Source organism: Neoactinobaculum massilliense (assembly GCF_900604955.1).
Taxonomy (GTDB): Bacteria; Actinomycetota; Actinomycetes; order Actinomycetales; family Actinomycetaceae; genus Neoactinobaculum; species Neoactinobaculum massilliense.
The window spans coordinates 175,833-198,346 of record NZ_UWPE01000002.1 but is presented as its reverse complement, the minus strand read 5'-3'; the positions used below and the strand labels follow the sequence as shown (position 1 = coordinate 198,346).

General features: G+C 61.1%; 11 protein-coding genes and 3 rRNA genes. 4 read left to right on the top strand and 10 right to left on the bottom strand.

The features are described from left to right. Both EIH27_RS07185 and EIH27_RS07180 read right to left on the bottom strand, forming a co-directional pair. Entirely contained in the window at nucleotides 1-1,488 is a 1,488-nt protein-coding gene (locus EIH27_RS07185; RefSeq protein WP_124040308.1) for a hypothetical protein, read from the bottom strand. Further along, nucleotides 1,485-2,267 (bottom strand): hypothetical protein, encoded by a 783-nt coding sequence (locus tag EIH27_RS07180; RefSeq protein ID WP_124040307.1) that lies wholly within the window; start codon nucleotides 2,265-2,267, stop codon nucleotides 1,485-1,487. Before EIH27_RS07180 ends, EIH27_RS07185 begins: the two co-directional genes overlap by 4 nt. Before the next feature lie 1,135 nt (nucleotides 2,268-3,402). Here EIH27_RS07180 and EIH27_RS07175 point away from each other — a divergent pair. Then, nucleotides 3,403-4,866: a GuaB1 family IMP dehydrogenase-related protein gene (locus EIH27_RS07175; protein ID WP_124040306.1), complete on the top strand. Its 1,464-nt coding sequence runs from the start codon at nucleotides 3,403-3,405 to the stop codon at nucleotides 4,864-4,866. Between the two features lie 209 nt (nucleotides 4,867-5,075). On the opposite strand, the gene rrf is transcribed toward EIH27_RS07175, so the two are convergent. The 8 genes from rrf to EIH27_RS07135 form a co-directional block, all read right to left on the bottom strand. Further along, nucleotides 5,076-5,193: ribosomal RNA gene (gene rrf, locus EIH27_RS07170) — 5S ribosomal RNA — on the bottom strand. An 80-nt stretch (nucleotides 5,194-5,273) separates the two neighbouring features. Then, nucleotides 5,274-8,380: ribosomal RNA gene (locus tag EIH27_RS07165) — 23S ribosomal RNA — on the bottom strand. 211 nt (nucleotides 8,381-8,591) lie between these two features. After that, a 16S ribosomal RNA gene (locus EIH27_RS07160) occupies nucleotides 8,592-10,135 on the bottom strand. Together the 16S, 23S and 5S rRNA genes form the textbook arrangement of a ribosomal RNA operon. Before the next feature lie 725 nt (nucleotides 10,136-10,860). Next, a complete protein-coding gene (locus EIH27_RS07155; RefSeq protein WP_124040305.1) occupies nucleotides 10,861-11,592 on the bottom strand; it encodes a hypothetical protein in 732 nt (243 codons plus the stop codon). A gap of 33 nt (nucleotides 11,593-11,625) precedes the next feature. Further along, nucleotides 11,626-13,155, bottom strand: coding sequence for a transglycosylase domain-containing protein (locus EIH27_RS07150; RefSeq protein ID WP_164461639.1), 1,530 nt, complete (start codon nucleotides 13,153-13,155; stop codon nucleotides 11,626-11,628). A 36-nt stretch (nucleotides 13,156-13,191) separates the two neighbouring features. Then, nucleotides 13,192-14,466, bottom strand: coding sequence for an AI-2E family transporter (locus EIH27_RS07145; RefSeq protein ID WP_124040303.1), 1,275 nt, complete (start codon nucleotides 14,464-14,466; stop codon nucleotides 13,192-13,194). A gap of 128 nt (nucleotides 14,467-14,594) precedes the next feature. Next, entirely contained in the window at nucleotides 14,595-15,935 is a 1,341-nt protein-coding gene (locus tag EIH27_RS07140; protein WP_124040302.1) for an MFS transporter, read from the bottom strand. A 26-nt stretch (nucleotides 15,936-15,961) separates the two neighbouring features. Next, the gene (locus tag EIH27_RS07135; protein ID WP_241153023.1) at nucleotides 15,962-17,470 is read right to left on the bottom strand and encodes a CCA tRNA nucleotidyltransferase; all 1,509 of its coding nucleotides are present in this window, start codon (nucleotides 17,468-17,470) and stop codon (nucleotides 15,962-15,964) included. Between the two features lie 59 nt (nucleotides 17,471-17,529). Between EIH27_RS07135 and EIH27_RS07130 the strand changes: the two genes are divergently transcribed. From EIH27_RS07130 to EIH27_RS07120, 3 genes are all read left to right on the top strand, one after another. Then, complete coding sequence (locus EIH27_RS07130) at nucleotides 17,530-18,057, top strand: NUDIX hydrolase (protein ID WP_124040301.1); 528 nt, start codon at nucleotides 17,530-17,532, stop codon at nucleotides 18,055-18,057. Continuing rightward, nucleotides 18,058-20,265, top strand: coding sequence for a DUF6049 family protein (locus EIH27_RS07125; RefSeq protein WP_124040300.1), 2,208 nt, complete (start codon nucleotides 18,058-18,060; stop codon nucleotides 20,263-20,265). 128 nt (nucleotides 20,266-20,393) lie between these two features. Further along, on the top strand, nucleotides 20,394-22,484 hold the full coding sequence (locus EIH27_RS07120) for a protein kinase family protein (RefSeq protein WP_124040299.1): 2,091 nt from the start codon (nucleotides 20,394-20,396) through the stop codon (nucleotides 22,482-22,484). Nucleotides 22,485-22,514 lie beyond the last annotated feature (30 nt).

Below are 22,514 nucleotides of genomic sequence, written 5' to 3'. Positions count from 1 at the left end.
TTACTCCAGTTCTCCGCGGGTGCGGTTAATGATGAAACATGTAATTCCAGCAATGGCCAGAAGCCACACCAGTACTGCCACCAGGGGCAGCGCACTCATACTAAGAACCTGGGAATCCTCATCCATGATTCGCAAGGCGGAGGACTGGCCGGCCGGCATGAAGTAGGAGGCCTGTCCAAGAGGTACCGCCAGGAGCAGATAACCGAGAAGCGCGTATCCCCCACCTGCACTACGCCGCATCGCAACAACGGTGGCCACGATACCCACCACTAGCACCTCGATCTGTATCGCGAGCACAGCGCACCAAAGCGCCGCGAGGCCAAGAACAAATGCTGTGATTCCACCGGACTTTAGCCACGTCAATATCGCAGCCGTCGCGCCGAGAGAAATCGAATACATGAGTATCGCCGGTACTGTGCGGCGCAACTCGCCGAGGAGCCAATACGCCGGCTTCCCTACACGGATCATCTCCTGATACCGGCGCGTCTCCAGCGACTCGGTGAGGTTTTTCGCGACAACTAGAGCGGGAACAACTACCAGTAGTGCACCGATGCCGTACGGAAGTACCGAGAACAACTCGTAGCCGGACCCAGCTAGTAATTCCCCTATCGTCTCGCCGGGGCTAGTTTGTGGCTGCAAGAACGCGGATATCGCCAGCAGCGCCACGCCGCCAATCCCCGACATCAAGAGAGGAGACAATTCTCTTCTTGGTTTCCGGGACTGCTCCTGGAATCGTTCTTCGAGCATGGTCACGCAGACGCTGATGAGCGCAATAGTAGCGACAAAGATAACCGGGCCACTGAAAATTCCAAGCGGAAATATGCCGGCCAATGCGCACGGCAACGCGTAGGCGAGGGGGCTAAGGATCGAAATGACAGCTGACTCGGTTCCAAACGTGGCGAATGTCCACGCCAGAACCAGCAAAACAGCCAGCGCCACCCACGCCTCCGACTCGGTCCAGGCAGTTGCGAGGGCAACAAGGATCGTCAATCCACCCAGTACAAGCACAATGGCGATAAGGGTCCATAGCATTTCAAGAAACGGCGACGGAAAATGCGCTGCCAGCCACGGTGCGGTTCCACGAATCTCGTCAGAATACGCGGCATCCGGCCATTCCCACTGGAAGGGCAACCCGATCCCAACGCCCAACGTTGCCACCGCCAAGAGCGCCACGAGCGGGAGACTCCACCCGAGGGAATTGATGCCCTGAGCCAGCGCCCACCTGGTCCGGGTGGGGTATCGAATCATCTGTTCGGTGCTGCGTGCGCGCCGTAGCTGACTAAGAACACACCACGCTGCTAACGGAAAGACCACGTATGCCACGACGTAGCCGTAGTGGAGATACGTCAGCGCATGCTCCCAGTACGAATGCAGTACCGCACCACCGGAATGCGGAACAAAGCGCTGATACCCGGTCTCTATGAGGAGGAGCAGTACATAAATACCAAGCACCCACATCGACGGGCGATAGGGAGCGAGGCGCTTCATGAGCGCACCAGCCCCGGCGTGGAGTAATTGGACTTCCGGATTTGCCAAAGGCCCAGGCAGCCCAGCAGCATGATGAAGAACCAGCCCGGCAACTCCATCCACATCGGCTGCTGGGTAATGTTTGTGCGAAGCGGCGGTAACTGAAACTCCTCGAGACCGAGTATTTGCACGATGAGGTTCACAACGAACAAAACGAGGAAAGGCGCCGCAATTGCGATGAGCTTGTTGCTGATGATGGCTGCCGCAACCACCGCAAGAATTGCTTCGCTCGCCGCTACGATCCCCACCCATAGGGCAAACACCACTATGTAAGCTAGCGCCGACTTTTCCCATAGCTGCCCGAATTGGTAGCGAGAGAGATCCGGCGGATCGAGAAGTCCCTGCGGATTCACCGGCTTGAATGTCACTTTGGCGAGTACAAATGCCAGCACTACCAGCAGCGCCATCGTCGCGCCCGCCACAAGGCCAACCGCAAAAACCTTCGCACGCAGGTAATGCCAACTACCTATACGCGTTCGGGTCGGAAGAAAATAGGTGTTTGACCACTCATCAAGCAATGGCATTTGCACAAGAAGCGTGACAAAGAGCGGAAAGAATAGTCCGACGAAGCCACTCCCGTCGTAGTAGTACTGCTGCCACTGATCGTAGGCAACAGAACTCTGCCCAAAGAAGGCCATGCCGGGCCACAAAATAATCAGAGCTAAACAGGTGAGCCAGTAGGAGGGATACGAGACAGTGGTGCGTACGGTCGCATGAATCAGGCGAATATCGATTTTCATCCGGAGACCTCCACCGCGTCAAATAGACAAAAGAGCCGGCCGTCGTTAGTTATGGGTCCAGCCATACTGACCAATCCGGCCACACTAAAGGAACTCTAATATGGGCGCCGCACGCGCAAATCGCATTCCGTTTTCACGCCTGCGGCACCTATTCTTAATACGCTCTCCACGTCCCACTTGCCTGGACAGAAACCGTGGTCTGTGGGCGATTCTTCAACTGTAAACGCACCTTCTCTCCGGCAGTATGCGAATTCAGTAATTCATGCTTTGTACCATCGCTGACCGTATATCCAGTCCATGTTCCAACCCTTTTGGAAGAGTTGGTCCGAGCGGAGAGTACATAGCTCCCGCCAACATTAGAAGACTTGAGCGTCCCTGTCGCTCCTCCAACAGCTTTCGTCTGATAATCAGAATAGCCGTAGGGCCTGACACCAAATCCAACAGTGGTGCTATATGAAGAATAGGTTGTATTAGCAATGGCGGGCGCTGATACAGCAATTAGAGCGCCTGCTGCGGCGAAAAGTGCAAGAAAACGGCGAGCCTTGCGTGGCATAGTGCTACCACCCTTCTAACTCTTTACATCACACTATTAATATCTTCGCACCTTTACGAATGTGTATTTATTATACATATATATTTCCGCGATGGTCAAGAAGTTTCGACGCCGCACGGGTTGGAAGCTTGCGCCCACCACCCGAGTTAGAAGGCCTTTAGTGTTCTTTGCAGGTGCACCAGCCACCTGCAAAGAACACTAAAGGCCTGTGAATGCGAATGAGGCTCACCAAAGCCAGAATTAAAGGCTTCCAAACAACATTAAAGGCCTTTAAGGCGGAAACGAGACCCAACAGATCAAACGCCCGTATCCACACCGCAAGCATCCGCACCCACACCTCCGGCGCCCACACTCCAGGCCACCCCACACCTCCCCGCCGCCCCCCCCCAACACCCGCATCCACACCGCAAGCTCCCGCTTCTCGAATGGCGGACGGTCCTGGCGCCAGCCCGCCACCGCGCGGATAATAGGAAAGTAAGAGCTGGGCGAATGCAGAGATGCGCACCCGGCATTTGTGTGGGTTCTCCGTCACGCGTGGGCGACAAGCCGGAGGGTGGCGACGCCCATCGAATGAAGGACACCATGAGATTCACCAGCACTCCCACCGTGGACCTGACGTACGAGGATGTTTTCTTCCTCCCGTCCCGTTCCAGCGTGCGCTCACGCTTTGACGTTGACCTCTCCTCCGATGACGGCACTGGAACCACCACGCCGCTCATCGCCTCGAATATGACGGCCGTGACGGGACGCCGCATGGCGGAAACCATGGCGCGCCGCGGCGGGCTTGCCATCCTCCCCCAGGATCTCTCCCGTGAGCGCCTGGTGCAGGTGATTACCTCGGTGAAGAACCGGGATCCGCTCATTGAAACAGCACTTACCCTCACGCCCCGCCACACGGCCGGGCAGGCACGTGCGCTACTCATGAAGCGTGCGCACGGGGTGGCCGTCGTCGTCGACGAAGAAAATAAGCCCCTGGGCACCGTCACCGAGAAGGAAATCCAGGGCACGGATGCATTCACGGCAATCGGTGGCCTGTACGCCACCGATTTCCCGCGCGTCACCTACCAGGAGGCGCATGGCGATCCCGCCGGCCTCTACACGCAGCTGCACGAGACACCGCACCACGTGGCCGTCGTGACACATGAGGATGGCACGCTGGCAGGGGTCATTACCGAGACCGGCGTGGTACGTTCCACCATTTACACACCCGCCCTGGACGCAAAGGGCCAGCTGCGCATCGGCGTGGCCATCGGTATTAACGGGGACGTGGCCGGCAAGGCGCGCGCGTTCATTGAGGCCGGCGCGGATGTGATCGTCATGGACACGGCCCACGGCCACCAGGAACGCATGATCGACGCCGTCCGCAAGGCTCGTGAGGTGATCGGCCCCAAGTTCGAGGGTGCAGACGGGGTGAAGCTTGTGGCCGGCAATGTGGTGACCCGCGAGGGCGTCCGGGATCTTGTCGAGGCCGGCGCGGACATCGTCAAGGTGGGCGTCGGACCGGGGGCCATGTGCACCACCCGCATGATGACGGGCGTGGGGCGGCCACAGTTCACCGCCGTGGTGGAGTGCGCGGATGAGGCCCGCAAGCTTGGAGCCCGGGTCTGGGCCGACGGCGGAGTACGCCACCCGCGCGACGCCGCCCTCGCCCTCGCTGCCGGTGCCTCCAACGTGATGATCGGTTCCATGTTTGCAGGCACGAACGAGTCTCCGGGCGAAATGTTCGTGGACGAACAGGGCAGGCGCTACAAGGAAAGCTTCGGCATGGCATCCAAGCGCGCGGTCACCAACCGCACCTCCGCCGAGCAGGCCTTCATCCGCGCCCGCAAGCAGCTGTTCGACGAGGGTATCTCCTCGTCCCGCATGTACCTGCGCGGTAGCGGCTCGGTCGAGGATCTGCTGGACGCGTTCACCGCCGGCATCCGCTCCTCCTGCACCTATGCAAGCGCCGCCAGCCTCACGGAGTTCCGCGAGCGAGCCGTGATCGGGCTCCAGAACCCATCCGGGTACCAGGAAGGGCGTCCGCTCCATCAGTCGTGGGCATGAGTACGACGGCGAAGCGGGGCGCGTGGTAGTGCCCCGCTTTTCGTGTTTCAGGGCGTGTGGGAACCGGTGGTCCTGGTTCCTGGTTTCCGTGCCCTTGGGCTCGTGGGTCTTGTGTCTACGGTCTTGTCTACCGGATGCCCCGCCCCTTTTGGGGTGTGGGTGTGAAAAAGAGGGGGGTGCTCGCATGAGCACCCCCCTCTGGGGTTTGTGGGCGGCGGTGTCTTACTCTCCCACACCCTATCGAGTGCAGTACCATCAGCGCGTTGCGGGCTTAGCTACGGGGTTCGGAATGGGACCGGGCGTTCCCCCACAGCCATGCCCACCGCCACAAGCATGGATCACCACAACCCTGCCGACTAGGCGTGGGGGCCGTGAATCGTATAGTAGACGCGAACAACAAGAAAGAATCGTGTAGGTTTTCGGCCATTAGTACCGGTCAGCTCCACCCTTTACAAGGCGTCTACTTCCGGCCTATCCATCCCATCATCTCTAGGAGGCCTCACCCAACCCCACAGGGCTGGTAGGAGAACTTATCTTGAAGCAGGCTTCCCGCTTAGATGCTTTCAGCGGTTATCCCTCCCGAACGTGGCTAACCAGCCGTGCTCCTGGCGGAACAACTGGCACACTAGAGGTTCGTCCATCCCGGTCCTCTCGTACTAGGGACAGCCCTTCACAATTCTCCAACGCGCGTAGCGGATAGGGACCGAACTGTCTCACGACGTTCTGAACCCAGCTCGCGTACCGCTTTAATAGGCGAACAGCCTAACCCTTGGGACCTACTCCAGCCCCAGGATGCGACGAGCCGACATCGAGGTGCCAAACCATTCCGTCGATATGAACTCTTGGGAAGGATCAGCCTGTTATCCCCGGGGTACCTTTTATCCGTTGAGCGACAGCGCTTCCACAAGCCACTGCCGGATCACTAGTTCCTACTTTCGTACCTGCCCGACATGTCTGTCTCACAGTCAAGCTCCCTTGTGCACTTACACTCACCACCTGGTTACCAACCAGGCCGAGGGAACCTTTGAGCGCCTCCGTTACTTTTTAGGAGGCAACCGCCCCAGTTAAACTACCCACCAGGCACTGTCCCTGACCCGGATCACGGGTCGAGGTTAGAAGTGCAACACGGCCAGAGTGGTATTTCACCAATGACTCCACACCCACTAGCGTGACTGCTTCACCGTCTCCCACCTATCCTACACAAGCCGTACCGAACACCAATACCAAGCTATAGTAAAGGTCCCGGGGTCTTTCCGTCCTGCTACGCGAAACGAGCATCTTTACTCGTAATGCAATTTCACCGAGTTCATGATCGAGACAGTGGAGAAGTCGTTACGCCATTCGTGCAGGTCGGAACTTACCCGACAAGGAATTTCGCTACCTTAGGATGGTTATAGTTACCACCGCCGTTTACTGGGGCTTAACTTCCCAGCCTCACACCCACAAGGAGTGCTCACCAGTCTGCTTAACCTTCCAGCACCGGGCAGGCGTCAGTCCGTATACATCGCCTTACAGCTTCGCACGGACCTGTGTTTTTGATAAACAGTCGCTTCTCCCTAGACTCTGCGACCCTCAACCCCACATACCCGCACGGGGCATGCCAAGTCTCAGGTCCCCCTTCTCCCGAAGTTACGGGGGCATTTTGCCGAGTTCCTTAATCATGATTCACTCGCACGCCTTAGTATTCTCTACCAGACCACCAGTGTCGGTTTCGGGTACGGGCGGTTCAAACCTCGCGTCGATGCTTTTCTCGGCAGCCCAGGATCATTCACTACCCCATATACTGGGTCCTCATCAGGCCTCACCCACACGTCTCCCGGATTTACCTAGAAAACGGGCCACACCCTTGAACGTGCCAAGCCATAAGACACGCTGAACTACCACTCTGCGTCACACCTGTTACCACGCTTGCGACCCGTACTTCGGACCCCACGCCGCCCCGCCCACCCATACAAGAAAAATCCTGCACAGGACAGACAGTTTGGGGTGGTTAGCATCAACACGGACCACACGGACGGTTCTCTACCGGTACCAGAATATGAACTGGTCACCCATCGACTACGCCTGACGGCCTCGCCTTAGGACCCGACTAACCCAGGGCGGACAAGCCTGCCCCTGGAACCCTTAGTCATACAGCGGACGGGATTCTCACCCGCCTCTCGTTACTCATGCCTGCATTCTCACTCGCGTCCAATCCACAACCCATCACCAGGCTGCTTCACCTCGAACACGACGCTCCCCTACCCAACACCACCACAAGGATGATGATCATTGCCGCGGTTTCGGCGGTGTACTTCAGCCCCGCTACATTGTCGGCGCAGAATCACTTGACCAGTGAGCTATTACGCACTCTTTCAAGGATGGCTGCTTCTAAGCCAACCTCCTGGTTGTCACAGCAACTCCACATCCTTTCCCACTTAGCACACACTTAGGGGCCTTAACCGGCGGTCTGGGCTGTTTCCCTCTCGACCATGAAGTTTATTCCCCACAGTCTCACTGCGCTGCTACCTGTCCCTGGCATTCGGAGTTTGGCTGATATCAGTAACCCGACAGGGCCCGTCCACCATCCAGTCGCTCTACCTCCAAGGCAGACCACAACACGCTGCACCAAAATGCATTTCGGGGAGAACCAGCTATCACGGAGTTTGATTGGCCTTTCACCCCTACCCACAGCTCATCCCCTCCATTTTCAACTGAAGTGGGTTCGCGCCTCCACACGCTCTTACACATGCTTCACACTGGCCATGGGTAGATCACCCCGCTTCGGGTCTAGAACACGCAACTACCGCCCTTAACAGACTCGCTTTCGCTACGGATACCCCACACGGGTTAACCTCGCCACGCATCACTAACTCGCAGGCTCATTCTTCAATAGGCACGCCATCACCCCCACACAGGAGCTCTGACGGATTGTAGGCGCCCGGTTTCAGGCACTATTTCACTCCCCTCCCGGGGTACTTTTCACCATTCCCTCACGGTACTATCCGCTATCGGTCACAACAGGTATTCAGCCTTACCACATGGTCATGGCAGATTCACACGAGATTCCACGAGCCCCGTGCTACTCGGGAACACATCAACGCAGCCCAGGCAATTCCAGTTACACGGCTCTCACGCTCTCCGGCAGGCCTTCCCAGACCCTTCACCTATCACCCAGGTTTATCACTACGCACCCCAACGTCGGTCAGGATAAAGACACGTCCCACAACCCCCAGCATGCACCACCCGACGGCTCAACACACACACTAGGTTTAGGCTCCTCCGCTTTCGCTCGCCACTACTCACGGAATATCTACTCCAGCAGGTACTAAGATGTTTCACTTCCCCGCGTTACCACCACCCCCCTATCAATTCAGGAGGCAGCGACCAGGCATCACCCCAGCCAGGTTTCCCCATTCGGACACCCTCGGATCAAAACTCGCTAGCCAATTCCCCGAGGCTTATCGCAGGCTACAACGTCCTTCTTCGGCCCATCATGCCAAGGCATCCACCGAACGCCCAACACAACCTACAAACAAAATCTAAAGATGCTCGCGTCCACTATACAATTCACAACCACCACACCAACACCACGCACAAACACACACATAACGCGCGCATCCACACATGGATAGTCACAGGGCCAGTAACCCAGAACCTGACAGCATGAAGACCAGAGAGCATCCACACACAAACCACACAAACACAGGCCACACCAAGCAGCCCATCATGGTTTCAATCCTTAGAAAGGAGGTGATCCAGCCGCACCTTCCGGTACGGCTACCTTGTTACGACTTCGTCCCAATCACCAGCCCCACCTTCGACCGCTCCCCCCACAAGGGTTAGGCCACGAGCTTCGGGTGTTGCCGACTTTCATGACGTGACGGGCGGTGTGTACAAGGCCCGAGAACGTATTCACCGCAGCGTTGCTGATCTGCGATTACTAGCGACTCCGACTTCATGGGGTCGAGTTGCAGACCCCAATCCGAACTGAGACCAGCTTTAAGGGATTCGCTCCACCTCACAGTATCGCCACCCTCTGTACCGGCCATTGTAGCATGCGTGAAGCCCAAGACATAAGGGGCATGATGATTTGACGTCATCCCCACCCTCCTCCGAGTTAACCCCGGCAGTCTCTCGTGAGTCCCCGGCCAAACCGCTGGTAACACGAGACAAGGGTTGCGCTCGTTGCGGGACTTAACCCAACATCTCACGACACGAGCTGACGACAACCATGCACCACCTGTCTACCCGCCCTAAAAGGGCCACACCATCTCTGGCATGTCCAAGTAGATGTCAAGCCTTGGTAAGGTTCTTCGCGTTGCATCGAATTAATCCGCATGCTCCGCCGCTTGTGCGGGCCCCCGTCAATTTCTTTGAGTTTTAGCCTTGCGGCCGTACTCCCCAGGCGGGGAACTTAATGCGTTAGCTACGGCGCAGACCCCGTGGAAGGACCCCACACCTAGTTCCCAACGTTTACAGCATGGACTACCAGGGTATCTAATCCTGTTCGCTCCCCACGCTTTCGCTTCTCAGCGTCAGTAATGGCCCAGTGACCTGCCTTCGCCATCGGTGTTCTTCCAGATATCTGCGCATTCCACCGCTACACCTGGAGTTCCAATCACCCCTACCACACTCTAGCCTGCCCGTACCCACTGCACGCTCAGGGTTAAGCCCCAAGTTTTCACAGCAGGCGCAACAAGCCGCCTACAAGCTCTTTACGCCCAATAATTCCGGACAACGCTCGCGCCCTACGTATTACCGCGGCTGCTGGCACGTAGTTAGCCGGCGCTTCTTATCCAGGTACCCTCAACCCCAAGAACACTCAAGGCCTTGTTCCCCAGCGAAAGAGGTTTACAACCCGAAAGCCGTCATCCCCCACGCGGCGTCGCTGCATCAGGCTTCCGCCCATTGTGCAATATCCCCCACTGCTGCCTCCCGTAGGAGCCTGGGCCGTATCTCAGTCCCAATGTGGCCGGTCACCCTCTCAGGCCGGCTACCCGTCACCGCCTTGGTAGGCCATCACCCCACCAACAAGCTGATAGGCCGCGAGCCCATCCCCCCTCAGAAAAACCCTTTCCAACACCCCACATGCGTGGGACGCAGAATATCCAGTATTAGACCCCGTTTCCAAGGCTTATCCCAAAAGGAAGGGCAGGTTACTCACGTATTACTCACCCGTTCGCCACTCGTGTACACCCCAACAAGTTGAGGCGCCTTACCGTTCGACTTGCATGTGTTAAGCACGCCGCCAGCGTTCGTCCTGAGCCAGAATCAAACTCTCCACAAAAACCAGAAAGCCAAAACGACTCACAAAAACAACAAACCAACCAACCCCCACAAAAAGGAGCACAGCCAGCCTGTTCTTACTCTCAAAAGTCAACACACTATCAAGCACTCAACCACCACCCCCACACCCCACACACCCAGAACAACCCCAAGCACACAGGAAGGAGAAAACACCACCCCACAGCACCACCCAGCCACCCCCAAAGGGAGAAAACCAAGCACCACCACAAGGCGACGAAGCACAAGCATACCCACCACCCCCACCACCACACAACACCACAAACCCATGCCACTAATCACAAGTTAAACCAAAACATTCCACAATACGAAAACAAGCCTGCCCACAAAATGAACAAACCCATCCACCCACCACACCACCGAGAAACCACCCGCACGGCATCGTGTTAGCACCGGCGTGTTATTACCTCGTGCCATAGCCCCGCGCCACAGCCTCGCACAGCACGCGTTATGACACGGCGGCACCTCTCTGCGCAGCCGCCTCGCATTGCGGCACCTCTCTGCGCAGCCGCCTCGCATTGCGGCACCTCTCTGTGCAGTCGCCTTGCGTTGCACCGCTACTTTGCGTTGCACCGCCTCCTACAGCCCCGCGTTACGGCAAGGCGGCACCGACCAGCACCACCGCAGCACCACACAGCTCTACGGCCAGGTGGAATCAAACCACCGGTCGTTCGGCCAGCCGTATCCACTGGTGCCGTAGCGTCCGGACTAATTCACACCGCTGTTTGTGCCGCTCCCGTTGTTGCCATAGCGGGTGCCCGCTGCGGCACCGGCCTCACCGCCAGAATTACTACCGGCGCCAGAGCCGTTTCCAGATCCATTCCCGGATCCACTGCCCGATCCACTGCCGGACCCATTCCCAGTACTGCTCCCGTGTCCGTTTTCGGTGGCGGCCGGGGCGGGCTGCTCGGGTACGTCCTTCGTGGGCTCGGGCACCGCCGGCTGCGTGGCTTCGCTGGTTGGTTCGGGTACCACCGGCTCGGTGGCCTCCGCCGTCGGCGCTTCTGTAACCGGAGCCTGCGTAGCCTCTTGAACCGGCGCCTGGTAACCGTAGCTCGGTGTTGTCGAACCACTGGTGGATGCGGGCTCCTCGAAGTCCATGACCTCCATACCGGCGGTGGCTTTCACCATGTACTCCGCCCACATGTCCACCGGATATGTGTTGCCACCAATCGCGTAGGGATAGCGCCCGAAGGGGGTGAGTTTCTGTTCTTCCCCATTGGGCCCCACCTGGAACATATTGACCACGGTGAGCATCTGCGGCACATAACCCACGTACCACGCGGACCACGGGCCGGATGACGTACCAGACTTGCCGGCCGATGGCCGCCCGAGCGTACGCGCCACCACGGCGCCCGTACCGCCGGAGGTATTGGTCATCTCCAGGGCCTTGTTCACCTCAAGCGCCTGCTGCTTATCCACCTTCTGTTCAGCGGTCACGGAGGCGTCATAAATGTCCTTACCGTCTTTATTCTACACCTTCACCACCGCGTGATTGGGCACGGTGGCCCCACCGTTGGCGAACGTGGAGTAGGCCTGCGCCATGTCGATGCCACGGGGAGAGGCGGAACCAAGCACATTCGTTAGGCTCTCATCCAGACCCGGCGTATCAGCCGGAATGCCAGCCTCAATGGCCGCAGCCTTCGTATTGGCCGGGCCCACGGCTTCGTTGAGAGATACAAAGGCGGTGTTAATGGAGTGCTGCGTGGCCGTGAGGAGGTTGACGCTGCCGCGCGACACGCCGTCGTAATTCTGTACCTTGATGCCACCGATGGTGAGCGGCGTATTTCCATCCCAGCGCGAATACAGTGAAATGTCCTGCTTCATGGCCGCAAGCAGCGCGAACGCCTTGAACGTGGAACCCGCCTGCGCTCGATCCTGCGTCATGGTGTTGCGCTGCCGCGTCATGTAGTCGGCCCCGCCGTACATCATGAGAATTTCGCCGTTGCGGGGGTCCACGGACATCATGCCCACGTAGTTGTTGTCCGGGCGGCTGGAGGGAAGGTTGTCCACTGTTTCCTGCGCGTACTGCTGCAGTTTCGGATCAAAGGACGTGTAGATCTTGAGGCCACCGCGATCCAGCTCGGCCTCCGTGAACTGCCCGGTGTCCACCAGTTCCTGGCGCACGTAGGCCAGCAGGTACCCCTTCGTGCCCGACATCTGGTTGTTACCGGTGCTGCCCGAGGTGATGGTGGAGGGCATGCTCATCCCGTCCGCGTCGCTCTGGGAGAGATAGCCCTGCTTCACCATGCGGGAAATGACACGGTTAAAGCGCGCTTGGGCGCGGTCCGGGTTGACCGCCGGATCCCACGCCGAGGGCGCCGGGATAATTCCCACCAGGAGCGCCGCCTGCTCGGTGGACAGCTCCGAGGCGTGAACGCCGAAGTAACTCTGTGCGGCCGACTCAATGCCGTAGGCGCCACGGCCGAAATAGATGGTGTTGAGGTAATTTTCGAGAATTTGATCCTTGGACTGGCTCTGGTCAATTTTCAGCGCCAGGATTGCCTCTTTTATTTTCCCCGAGTAGGAGTGAGTGGAACCCAGATAGTAGTTCTCCACGTACTGCTGAGTGAGCGTGGAACCACCCTGCGTGCTGCCACCCTTCACATTATTTACCAGCGCACGTGCAATTCCGCGCAGGTCAATGCCATTGTTCGTGTAGAACGTGGCATCCTCCGAGGCCACCAGCGCCTTTGCCACATGGTCGGGAAGGGTGTCGAGCGAAACGGAGGTGCGGTTGTATTCCGAGAACGTCCCCATTTCCGACTTATCCGCGTAGTACACGGTGGTTCGCTCCGCCGTGGCGAAGGCTTCGGGCTTGGGAATAGAAATGGTGAGGTAGAGCGTCACGAAGGCCACCACCCCGGCCAGCACCAGTCCCAGAATCCCCGCCAGCACTATGCGCCACGAGGGAATCCAGCGGTGGATCGGGCCCAGGTTCGGCCGCGGATAGTTCCACCACCTATTCGGTTTTTGGCGCCTGCGCGCGGATTTTTTGCTCATGTATCCTCCTGGAACCGGCATGGTATCCCACGCGCCTTAGTTTTGGGTAGGCGGCGTCCCTAGGGTGGGTGGCGTCTCCACGGCGTGCGACGACGACGTCGAACCACCCGTCCCCGCCCGTGCCGTTGCGTTCCGCACTCGGCCTCGCGCCGCCGTGGCCCCCGCTGCCGCTGCGTCCGCGGGCACCGGCGTGGCCGTATCCACCGCGTCGCCAGCCGCACTGAGGGCCGGCAGACCCTCATAAAGGCCGCTGCGCAACCGCTTCGCCACATCCGATTCACCCGCCAGATAGGCATCCAACCACCGCGTGTGGGGCGAAGAATCCACCAGCAGTGCCTTGGCGAATAACGTGAGCGGCACGGCAAGGATGGATCCAATTGGCCCCAGCACCGTAGTCCAAAACACCAGGGAAATAAAAGTGACGATGGTGGATAGCCCCACGGCGTCGCCCACAATTTTTGGCTGAACAAGCCCCTGAATGACCACGTTGACCACCGTGTACAGCACAATCACCCACACGGCCGTACTCCAGCCGGAGTGAAGCAACCCCACCAGTGCGGGTGGCAGCACGCCCACGATGAAGCCCACATTAGGAATGTAGTTCGTGACGAACGCTACCAGGGACCAGCCGGCCGCCAGCGGCACGTGGAGAATCACCAGGATGAAGTAGTCGATCACAGACACCACGGCGCCAAATACGGTGGCCACAATCCAGTACTCGCGCACGGCACCCTCGAAGCGCGCCAGCGAGGCGGTGAGATCCGGCGCAAAGTGGCCGGCAAGCGAGAACCGCTGGGAGGTGCGGAGGGAATCGATGGTGAGGAAAAATAGGGCAAACGCCAGCACGCCCACGAAGGAGCCCACGTTCATCACGGAGGTGAGCAACTGCGTGAGTGCACCCACAATGGTGGAGGGACTCAACGCATTCATTACCTGATCCTCCACGCTGTTCGAGGAGAGGCCGAGCGATTCCAACCAGGCGAACACATCCGCCATGTAGCCTTCGAAGCGGTCCGAATAGGATTCCACCAGCGCCGGGAAGCCGGTCACGGACCACATGGTGAGCGTCATGATTCCAATGAGCACCACCGCGATGAGCAGTAGCGTGAGCACAGCGGATACCCAGTGCGGCACATGATGACGCATAAGCCCACGGTGCATCGGGCGCACCGTCAGTACCAGGGTGAGTGCGAGAAACACGGGTGCCACCCAGTCGCGTACCTGATACAGCCCAAAACCAATGACGGTCACCAACGCCAGGATCACCAGGATGCGCAGACCGGCAGGATACTTGGCCTCCGAATTCGCCATTTCTACCCCCTTACTCCGCAAGTCTGCCAGGTGGCTGGGAGTCGCGGAACGCTTTTCCACCACCTCACATTACGGAGGCCACGGTGAGGGACAGCGGCGTCTGCGGGCGGCGTCGTCCCAACAACCACCTACGCGAGCGTGCTGGCAGCGCGGGCGGCGTCGTACTCCTCGGGGAGCACAGCCCGCGGGACGTTGCGGAGAGCGCGGATGTGCGCGTAATACCCGGCCGCAACCGCCCACACGAACACCACCAGTACCATCTGTACCGGGCGAGAGAGCCCCACGGTGGGCAGCACGGCCACACACACGCCGGCGGCAACGCATTCGGCCACGTTAAAGAGAACGTCATAGATGGAGAACGCGCGGCCGCGGAATGCATCCGCCGTGTCGCTCTGAACGATCGTGTCCACAGCGATCTTGGCGCCCTGCACACCGATACCGAAGATAAATAGCCCCGCCATGACGGCCGTGAAGTTTGTGGTGAGTGCCAGAATGAGCTGACCCGCCGTGCCGCCCACCAGGCAGATAAGGATCCACTGGTAGGGGGCGATGCGCTCGTGCGCGATGGGCGTGAGCACAATCGAGACCGCGTGGCCCAGCAGGATGGCCCCAAACAGCGTGGAAGCGAGGGCCAGGCCATGATCCGCGTCCGTCGGCTCCGTATAGAGATTGCGTGCCGCCAGGATAAGGGTAATGAATTCCATGCCGTACACGAAGCGGTGCAGGCTCATCGTGGTGAGCGCGGCCGACGGCGTGCCCCGGCGCCACAGGTAGCGCAGCCCCTCGCCCAGATCCCGTGCTGCCTCCGCGAGCGCGTGGCCGAAGCTGCCGCCCTTCACGGTTTCGGGGCCGAGGGCGCGCTCGGCGAACCACGCCTTCACCACCCACACGGAGATGAGGTAGATGACGAGCGCCAGGGCGAGTGAGCCCAGGTTCTGGGCCGCCGGCGTGGGAAGAACCAGCCGCAGCAGAATGCCGAGCACAGCACCCACCACCGTGGAGACGCCGCCCAATGTTGGTACCAGGGAGTTCGCCACGAGGAGCCGCTCCTTGGAGCGGAGAACCACCGGAAGGGAGGCGGAAAGCGTGGAAAGCATAATGCGGGTGATGCCCAGGCCGGTGAGGGCCAGCACGTACTGGGCCCACATGATGTTGCCCGCCACCGCGCCGATGATAAGGAGCGTGATGCCCCCGCACAGCGCGTTCCCCCACATGAGGATGTTGCGGCGCGACCAGCGGTCAATGAATGGGCCGGTGAACGGGCCGATGATGGAGAAGGGCAGCAGCATCACCACCAGCGCCAGCGCCACCCCGTTGACGTCCGCACTCCTATAGGGGTTGAAGAAGAACAGGGTGGCCAGGCCCGCCTGGAACAGTCCGTTCGCGCACTGGGAGACGAGGCGCACGCCCAGCAGCTTGAGGAAACCTTGCGATTGCGCCAGGTACTTGAGGTCACCAACCAGTTTCATGCGCCCACCCCTCCTTAGGTCCGGTTCTACTTACGCTTTTCGTTCCGGTTTTCCGACGTCGTTTCGACGCCGTCCGCCGCTGCGTCCCGCGGTTCCTTGCGTTCCTGCCACCAGGCTTTGAGACGGCGGGTGGCCTCCTCCTCGCCCAGTTCGCCCTCGTCCAGGCGCAGGGCCAGCATGTACTTGTAGGCCTCGCCCACATCGCGCCCGGGCCTCAGGCCCAGAATGGACATGATCTGGTTACCGTCCAGTTCCGGGCGCACCTTGTCCAGTTCCTCCTGGGCCGCCAACTCCTTAATGCGGCGCTCCAACTCATCATTGGCGGCCTGCAGCACGGTGACGCGACGGCGGTTATGGGAGGTAATATCCGCGCGAATGAGCCGAAGAAGCCGGGGCAGCAGCGGTCCGGCGTCGCGCACAAAACGCCGCACGGCGGAATCCGTCCACCCCTGCTCACCAAACCCGTAGGCGCGCAGGTGCAGCTCCACCAGGCGCGATACCTCCTTGGTGGTCTGTTTATCGAAACGCAGCGCCTTCATCCGCGCGGATGTCATCTTGGCGCCCACCACATCATGGAAGCGGAACGTGACCGTGCCGTCCTTTTCGAACCGGCGCGTGGAGGGCTTCCCCACGTCGTGCATGAGGGCGGCAAAACGGAGGACGAAATCGGGGGCGGGCACCTCCTCATCCTCCAGCGCGATGGCCTGATCGAGCACCTGCAGCGTGTGCTGGTAGACGTCCTTATGGCGGCCGTGCTCATCGACGGTGCGCTGCAGGGCGGAGATTTCTGGGAGCACAATGTCCGCCACACCCGTGTACACCAGCAGTTCAATGCCACGGCGGGGCGCCGGAGAAATCATGAGGCGTTCCAGTTCGGAGCGGATCCGCTCCTGGGAGACGATCGTGAGCCGCTCGGCGAAATCTCCCATCGCGGACATGACGTCCGGCGCCACGTCAAAGCCCAGTTGGGCGGCGAAGCGCGCGGCGCGCATGATGCGCAGGGGATCATCATCAAAGGACTGGGCGGCGGTGACGGGCGTACGGAGCAGACCCTCCACCATGTCATCAAGGCCACCGCAGGGATCCACCAGGGTGAGTTCGGGGAGCCGCACGGCCAGCGCGTTAACGGTGAAATCGCGGCGGGTAAGATCCCCCTCCAGGGAATCGCCGAAATCCACCTCCGGCTTACGGGAGCCGATCGTGTACGTGTCCCGGCGGTAGGTGGTGATTTCTACGGTGAGGCCGTCGCGCCCGCCCCCGATGGTGCCGAACTGGCGGCCCACATCCCACGTATTGCCCCATTGGGCCAGCAGCGCCTGGGTCTGCTCGGGACGAGCGGATGTGGTGAGGTCGAAATCGTGAATGGGCAACCCGAGGAAGGCGTCTCGTACGGGCCCGCCCACTAGTGCAAGCTCAAACCCGGCATCATGAAATAGGTGTCCCAGTTCACTGATTGCGGGTGGGAGGGCGGACAGTGTGCGCTGCCCGGAGAGCAGTAGTGCCGCCTTACGGTTGGGTTTGAAGTCCGAAGTCACCTTCCCAGGGTGCCACAACCTTCCCGGGTAGGCCCGGGTCCACCTGTTATGTTTGAGGCATGTCTCAAGATGCTCTCCTCCCCTCGAACCTCGCGGGGAAGATCGCCGGTAGGTCCCGGCGCGCCCGGGAGCGCCGTCACGCCCTACCCGTAGTGAATGAAACGAGCGCCGGCGGCGTAGTAGTCGCCGTTAAGGATGGCCGCGCCTACCTGGCTGTCATCGCCCGGCGTAACCGGGGAGGCCGGCTGGAGTGGTGCCTGCCAAAAGGCCACCTGGAGGGCCGGGAAACCGCGCGGGAGGCGGCGGTACGCGAGGTGGCGGAAGAAACCGGCATTACGGGGCGCGTGCTCATGCATCTCGCCTCCATTGATTATTGGTTCTCCGGTACGGATCACCGCGTCCACAAGGTGGTCCACCATTTTCTTATGGAGGCGCTTTCCGGCTCCATCACGGTGGACAACGATCCGGATCATGAGGCTGAACGCGCCGAATGGGTGCGGTTGGACAGGGTGAGTGGACGCCTGGCCTACCCCAATGAGCGCCGCATTATTGCCTCCGCACTGCAGATCCTGGGAGGCGAGGACTAAATGTCACGCCGCGTGCTGTTGGCCCTCACCGCGATGATTCTTCTGTTTGTCACCGCACCGGGTGCCGGCCTCATGGCCGTGCCCGCGCGGGCGGATACGGGCAGTCTCACGGTCACCGTCACCTCCGTGGGGGATGCGCTTTTGCAGCCGGACCAGGATTTATCTGTCACGGCTACCGTGCACAACGGTAGCGGGGATCCGGTCACGCTTAGTTCCGCCACCCTGGAGGCACAGCCGCGCGTGCCCTCAAACCGCACGGCCCTGCTGCGTTTCCTAGCGGATGGGCGCGCGCAACTCGCCACGGTGGCACAGCAAACCAGCGATAGGAAAGTTCCCGCCGGAAAATCCGTCACGCTTAGCTTCACCGTGCCCCGCGCTGATCTGCGGTGGTCAACGCAATCGTGGGGTCCCCACGGTATCCAGGTGACCGTACTGGCGGAGGGCACGGCGGTGTCTGATCGTTCCGTGGTGGTGGCCGCACCCACGTCTGTCACGCCCACACGTGCGGGCGTGGTGGTGCCTGTAGTGCCATCGGCCGCAGAATTGTCCGCTCTGCCCGGCACGTGGGCTGGCGTCAACCAGGCAGCGGAGGGCGAGGCGTGGTCCGGTGAACCGGCCAGCCGCCTCACCGATTTATTGTCCACGCTCACCCAGCCCGGAGTCACGGCGGCTGTGGATCCCCTGTTTACTGCCACCACCGCGTCCGGTAGTGGAAAAACGGCCCGCAATGGGCGCAGTACCGACACATATTCGCCCTACCGTGCCGCACTAGTCCCCTTCGCCACCTCCGATACGAATGAGGTGCTCTACCTTCCCGCCGGCGACGCCGATGCGGCAGCCCTCACGCACGCGGGTAACGGGACACTACTCACGTCGGCCACCACGATCGCCGCGACGGCTGCCCGAAGCATTCCGGGGCGCACGGATGTGGCGCTGCTGCCGCAAAATGCTGACGCGGCCACGGTATCCGCAGCCACTCAGGCGGGCACGAAAGCCGTGATTATCGGCGCGAATCAGGGCACCTACACGCAAAACATGTGGTGGACGCCGGACGCGCACAGCCTTGTCAATGGAAACGCAGATTCCGGGACGACGACGGACGAGGCGGCAACAGGCACGGCAAACAGCACGACTACTCCGGCGGCCGGCAGCACCGCAAGCACGCCGGCAGCGAGCACATCCACGGACGCTCTCGTGGCGGATCCGCAGATGTCGGCCGCGCTTGCCGGGCAGCTCACCGCCGATGGAACAAAGGTGACACTCAGCGCACTCGATGCGCGGCAGATGGTGCTGGCGCTCTCCGCGTCCGCATATCTCGAACGGCCCAATGACCAGCGGGCTCAACTGCTCACCGTTGACCGGCCCGATCAGCGCGTATGGGGAGCGGACGCGCCGGCCAGCGCCGGCGCGGATTCGGCGCTCTCCGCCGAATCCATGAGCGCCACCATCGCGGCGCTCATGTCCGCTCCCTGGATCCAGCCGTCCACCGTCTCCGAACTGCTGGACAGTGAAGCGACCAGCGAATTAACGCTACCGGCCACATCCGCTCAGAGCGGCGAGGCCACGGCCACCGAGCAGCAATCGGTCGCGAATGCCCACGCCGGCGTCGCCGCAATGGCGAGCATCCTTGCGGACCCGGCCGTGATTACCGGTCCGAACGACGCCTCGCTCTACCGCACCCTCGCCACAACACTTCGGGACGCCACCGCCACCCGCGGCAAGCTCCGCAACGCCGTCGTCGTCGAGGGCCGCCGGCTCACCTCCGCCGTGTCCGTACGCCCCTCCTCCCCCATCAACGTCATCGCCGAAAATACCGAGTTACCGGTACATGTGCGCAACCTCTTACCGATGCCGGTGACGGTCAACGTGACGCTCACGGCCCCGGACCTCCGTATTGACCCGCAGGATTCGGTTACGCTCACCGTTCCGCCCGCCTCCACATTGAGCGCCTCCGTCCCCATTCGCGCGGCCGGCTCCGGCAATCTCACCGTGCGCGGCAGCGTGAGCAACAGTAGCGGGGAGCAACTAGGGAGTAGCCAGGAAATCACGGTACGCGTGCGCTCCACCTGGGAGTCCACCGGCATGCTTGTTGGCGCGGTCATTGTGGCCGGCGTGCTGGTATTCGGCGTAGTGCAGTCCATGCGGAAGGGCCGTCGTTCACAGCCGGTGTCCACCGCTCCGCTTGAACCGCGAAACGCCACCCTCTAGTTCAGCGAGCCATTCCCTCCAGCTGCACGCCCCGCGGTGATGCCCAGGAGATCTCGGCCGGCGTCGCACGGAATACACACCCGCGCGTGCCGTTGTCGGTATGATGGCCGCGAATTGAAGGAGGACGCGTGGATACCATCGGACGCGTGGGGGATCGACTGGCTAGCCGTTACCAGCTGGTCGAATTGTTCCCCGAGCAGTACGGGCTACCCGAAGTCACCCAGTGGTACGCCGTGGACGAAGTGTTGGATCGCTCCGTGCGTATCATTGCGCTCGGCAATGTACCGCGGCGCGCTGAGGTGCTGGATGCCGCGCGGCGCGCCTCCCTCATCGACGACGGACGTGTGGTCCAGATTCTTTCCGTCGGCGCCGATTTTGTGGTCACCGAATTACCGCTGGGCACCCCGCTATCCGCACTCACCGGCGGCCAGCCGATGGCGCCGGAGCAGGCAGCCGCCGTGACCGGCGAGGTGGCCTCCATTATTTCTTCCATTGCGGTGCGCGGTATTCGCCACCTGGCCATGGACGCCACCCTGGTGCGTGTTGGCGATCAGGGCGAGGTATATCTGGATGGGGTGGGCATGCGCGCCGTCCTGGCGGGCGTGGACACATCCAGCCTGACCTTCGCGGAAGCCGATAAAGCGGAAGCACAGGGCCTCGCCACCTTCTTCGCCTCCCTCGTGGTGGGCCACACCAGCGAAAACGTCCTGAAGGAAGCCGCGGACATAAATTTGTCCGGTGCGGCCACCGTGCTCATGGACCGCGCCAGGTCCGCCCTAGGTCTCCTCTCCCCGGGTGAGGTGGTGCGCGTCCTGGCCCCCTGGGAGGCGGTAAATCCCGCCGTCATTGCCGAGACACGCGCGGCGCGGCTCAACCCGAACCGCTGGCCTGGATTCACGGCGGAGCAGGCAGCCGCCGCGGGGAGGGCGGAGGCGCTGGCAGAACAGACGAGGAAGGCCCAATCCGCTGCCGGCCAGCCTGCTGACGATGCGGACGATGGCGCGGCAGGTACCGATTCCAGCGCCACAGAATCTATGTCCCAGCCGGTGCTTCCCGCAGTGGGCGGCAGCGCGGGCAACCCGGACACGGAACTGGGTATCGTCCCCGTGGCACCGGTGGACCTGCATCCGCATTGGCACACCACGGATAGTCCCGTACACACCGCGCAGCTACCCGTTATCCAGACTCGCGCAGCTGACACGCTTCAGGCTGCAGGCACCACTCCAGCGGAGGCTGCCCCCGGCACCCAAGATCGCGCGAATGCCTCGGCCGCCACTCACGACGGTGCAGCACAAAATCAGCGCACCGATACCGAGGACGCCACTGGCGCGCCCACGGCCGTGTTCACGCCGGTCACCGCATCCGTATCCAGCCCGGCCTCCGCACCCAACCGTGCGGCTGATTCGCACGCGGGTACACCTGGAGGACAGCCCGCTTCCGTTCGTACGACGGCGTCGGACCGAGCCACCCACCCCACCCGCAAGCCCGTGGCTGAACGCATGGGTGCAAGTCAGCCCGCAGCTTCTGGCGCACGCCCCACGCATCCTGCCCGCCCCAACAAACGCGATTATCCGAAGAATGCACGCGGCGAACGTCTCTTCAACCCGTCCTGGATTGTGCTGGTCGGTTCGATTCTGCTGGTGGTCCTGCTCGGCGTGTGGGCTGTGACCTCACTGCTCCGTCCGCTTGCGCAGCCGAATATTACGAAACCCACGATCTCGGCGCCCGGAACCAGTGCGGCGTCGGATACGCCCTCCGCAACGCCTTCACCTACCGCGGCCGCGACGGCGTCGATCGCATCGGCAACGGTACTCAACCCGCTCACCACGGATCCCAACCAGGATTCGCCCGGGACGGCGGGACTCCTGGTGGACGGCGATCCAAGTACGGTGTATTCCACCTACTACTACCTGCGTAACTCCAAGTTCGGCCTGGTCAAGGAAGGCATGGGGTTCGCGATCAAGCTCAGCGCGCCGGCGCAGGTCAGCTCGGTCACGCTGGGTGTGCAGGGTAGCGGCGGAAATATCCAGTGGCGTGACACCACCGCAGACGCGCCCAATGCTGGCACCGTGTTGGCCGAGGGGTCGATGAATGGGGACACCACCCTCACCGCCTCCAGCCCGATTACCACAGACACAATTATTCTCTGGGTCACAGACCTGCCCACCAATGCCGAGGGCAAGTACCAGCTGGATATTTCGGAGATCACGGTTAAGTAGGATGGCCGTGCGTCGCGTGAGCGGCTGCTT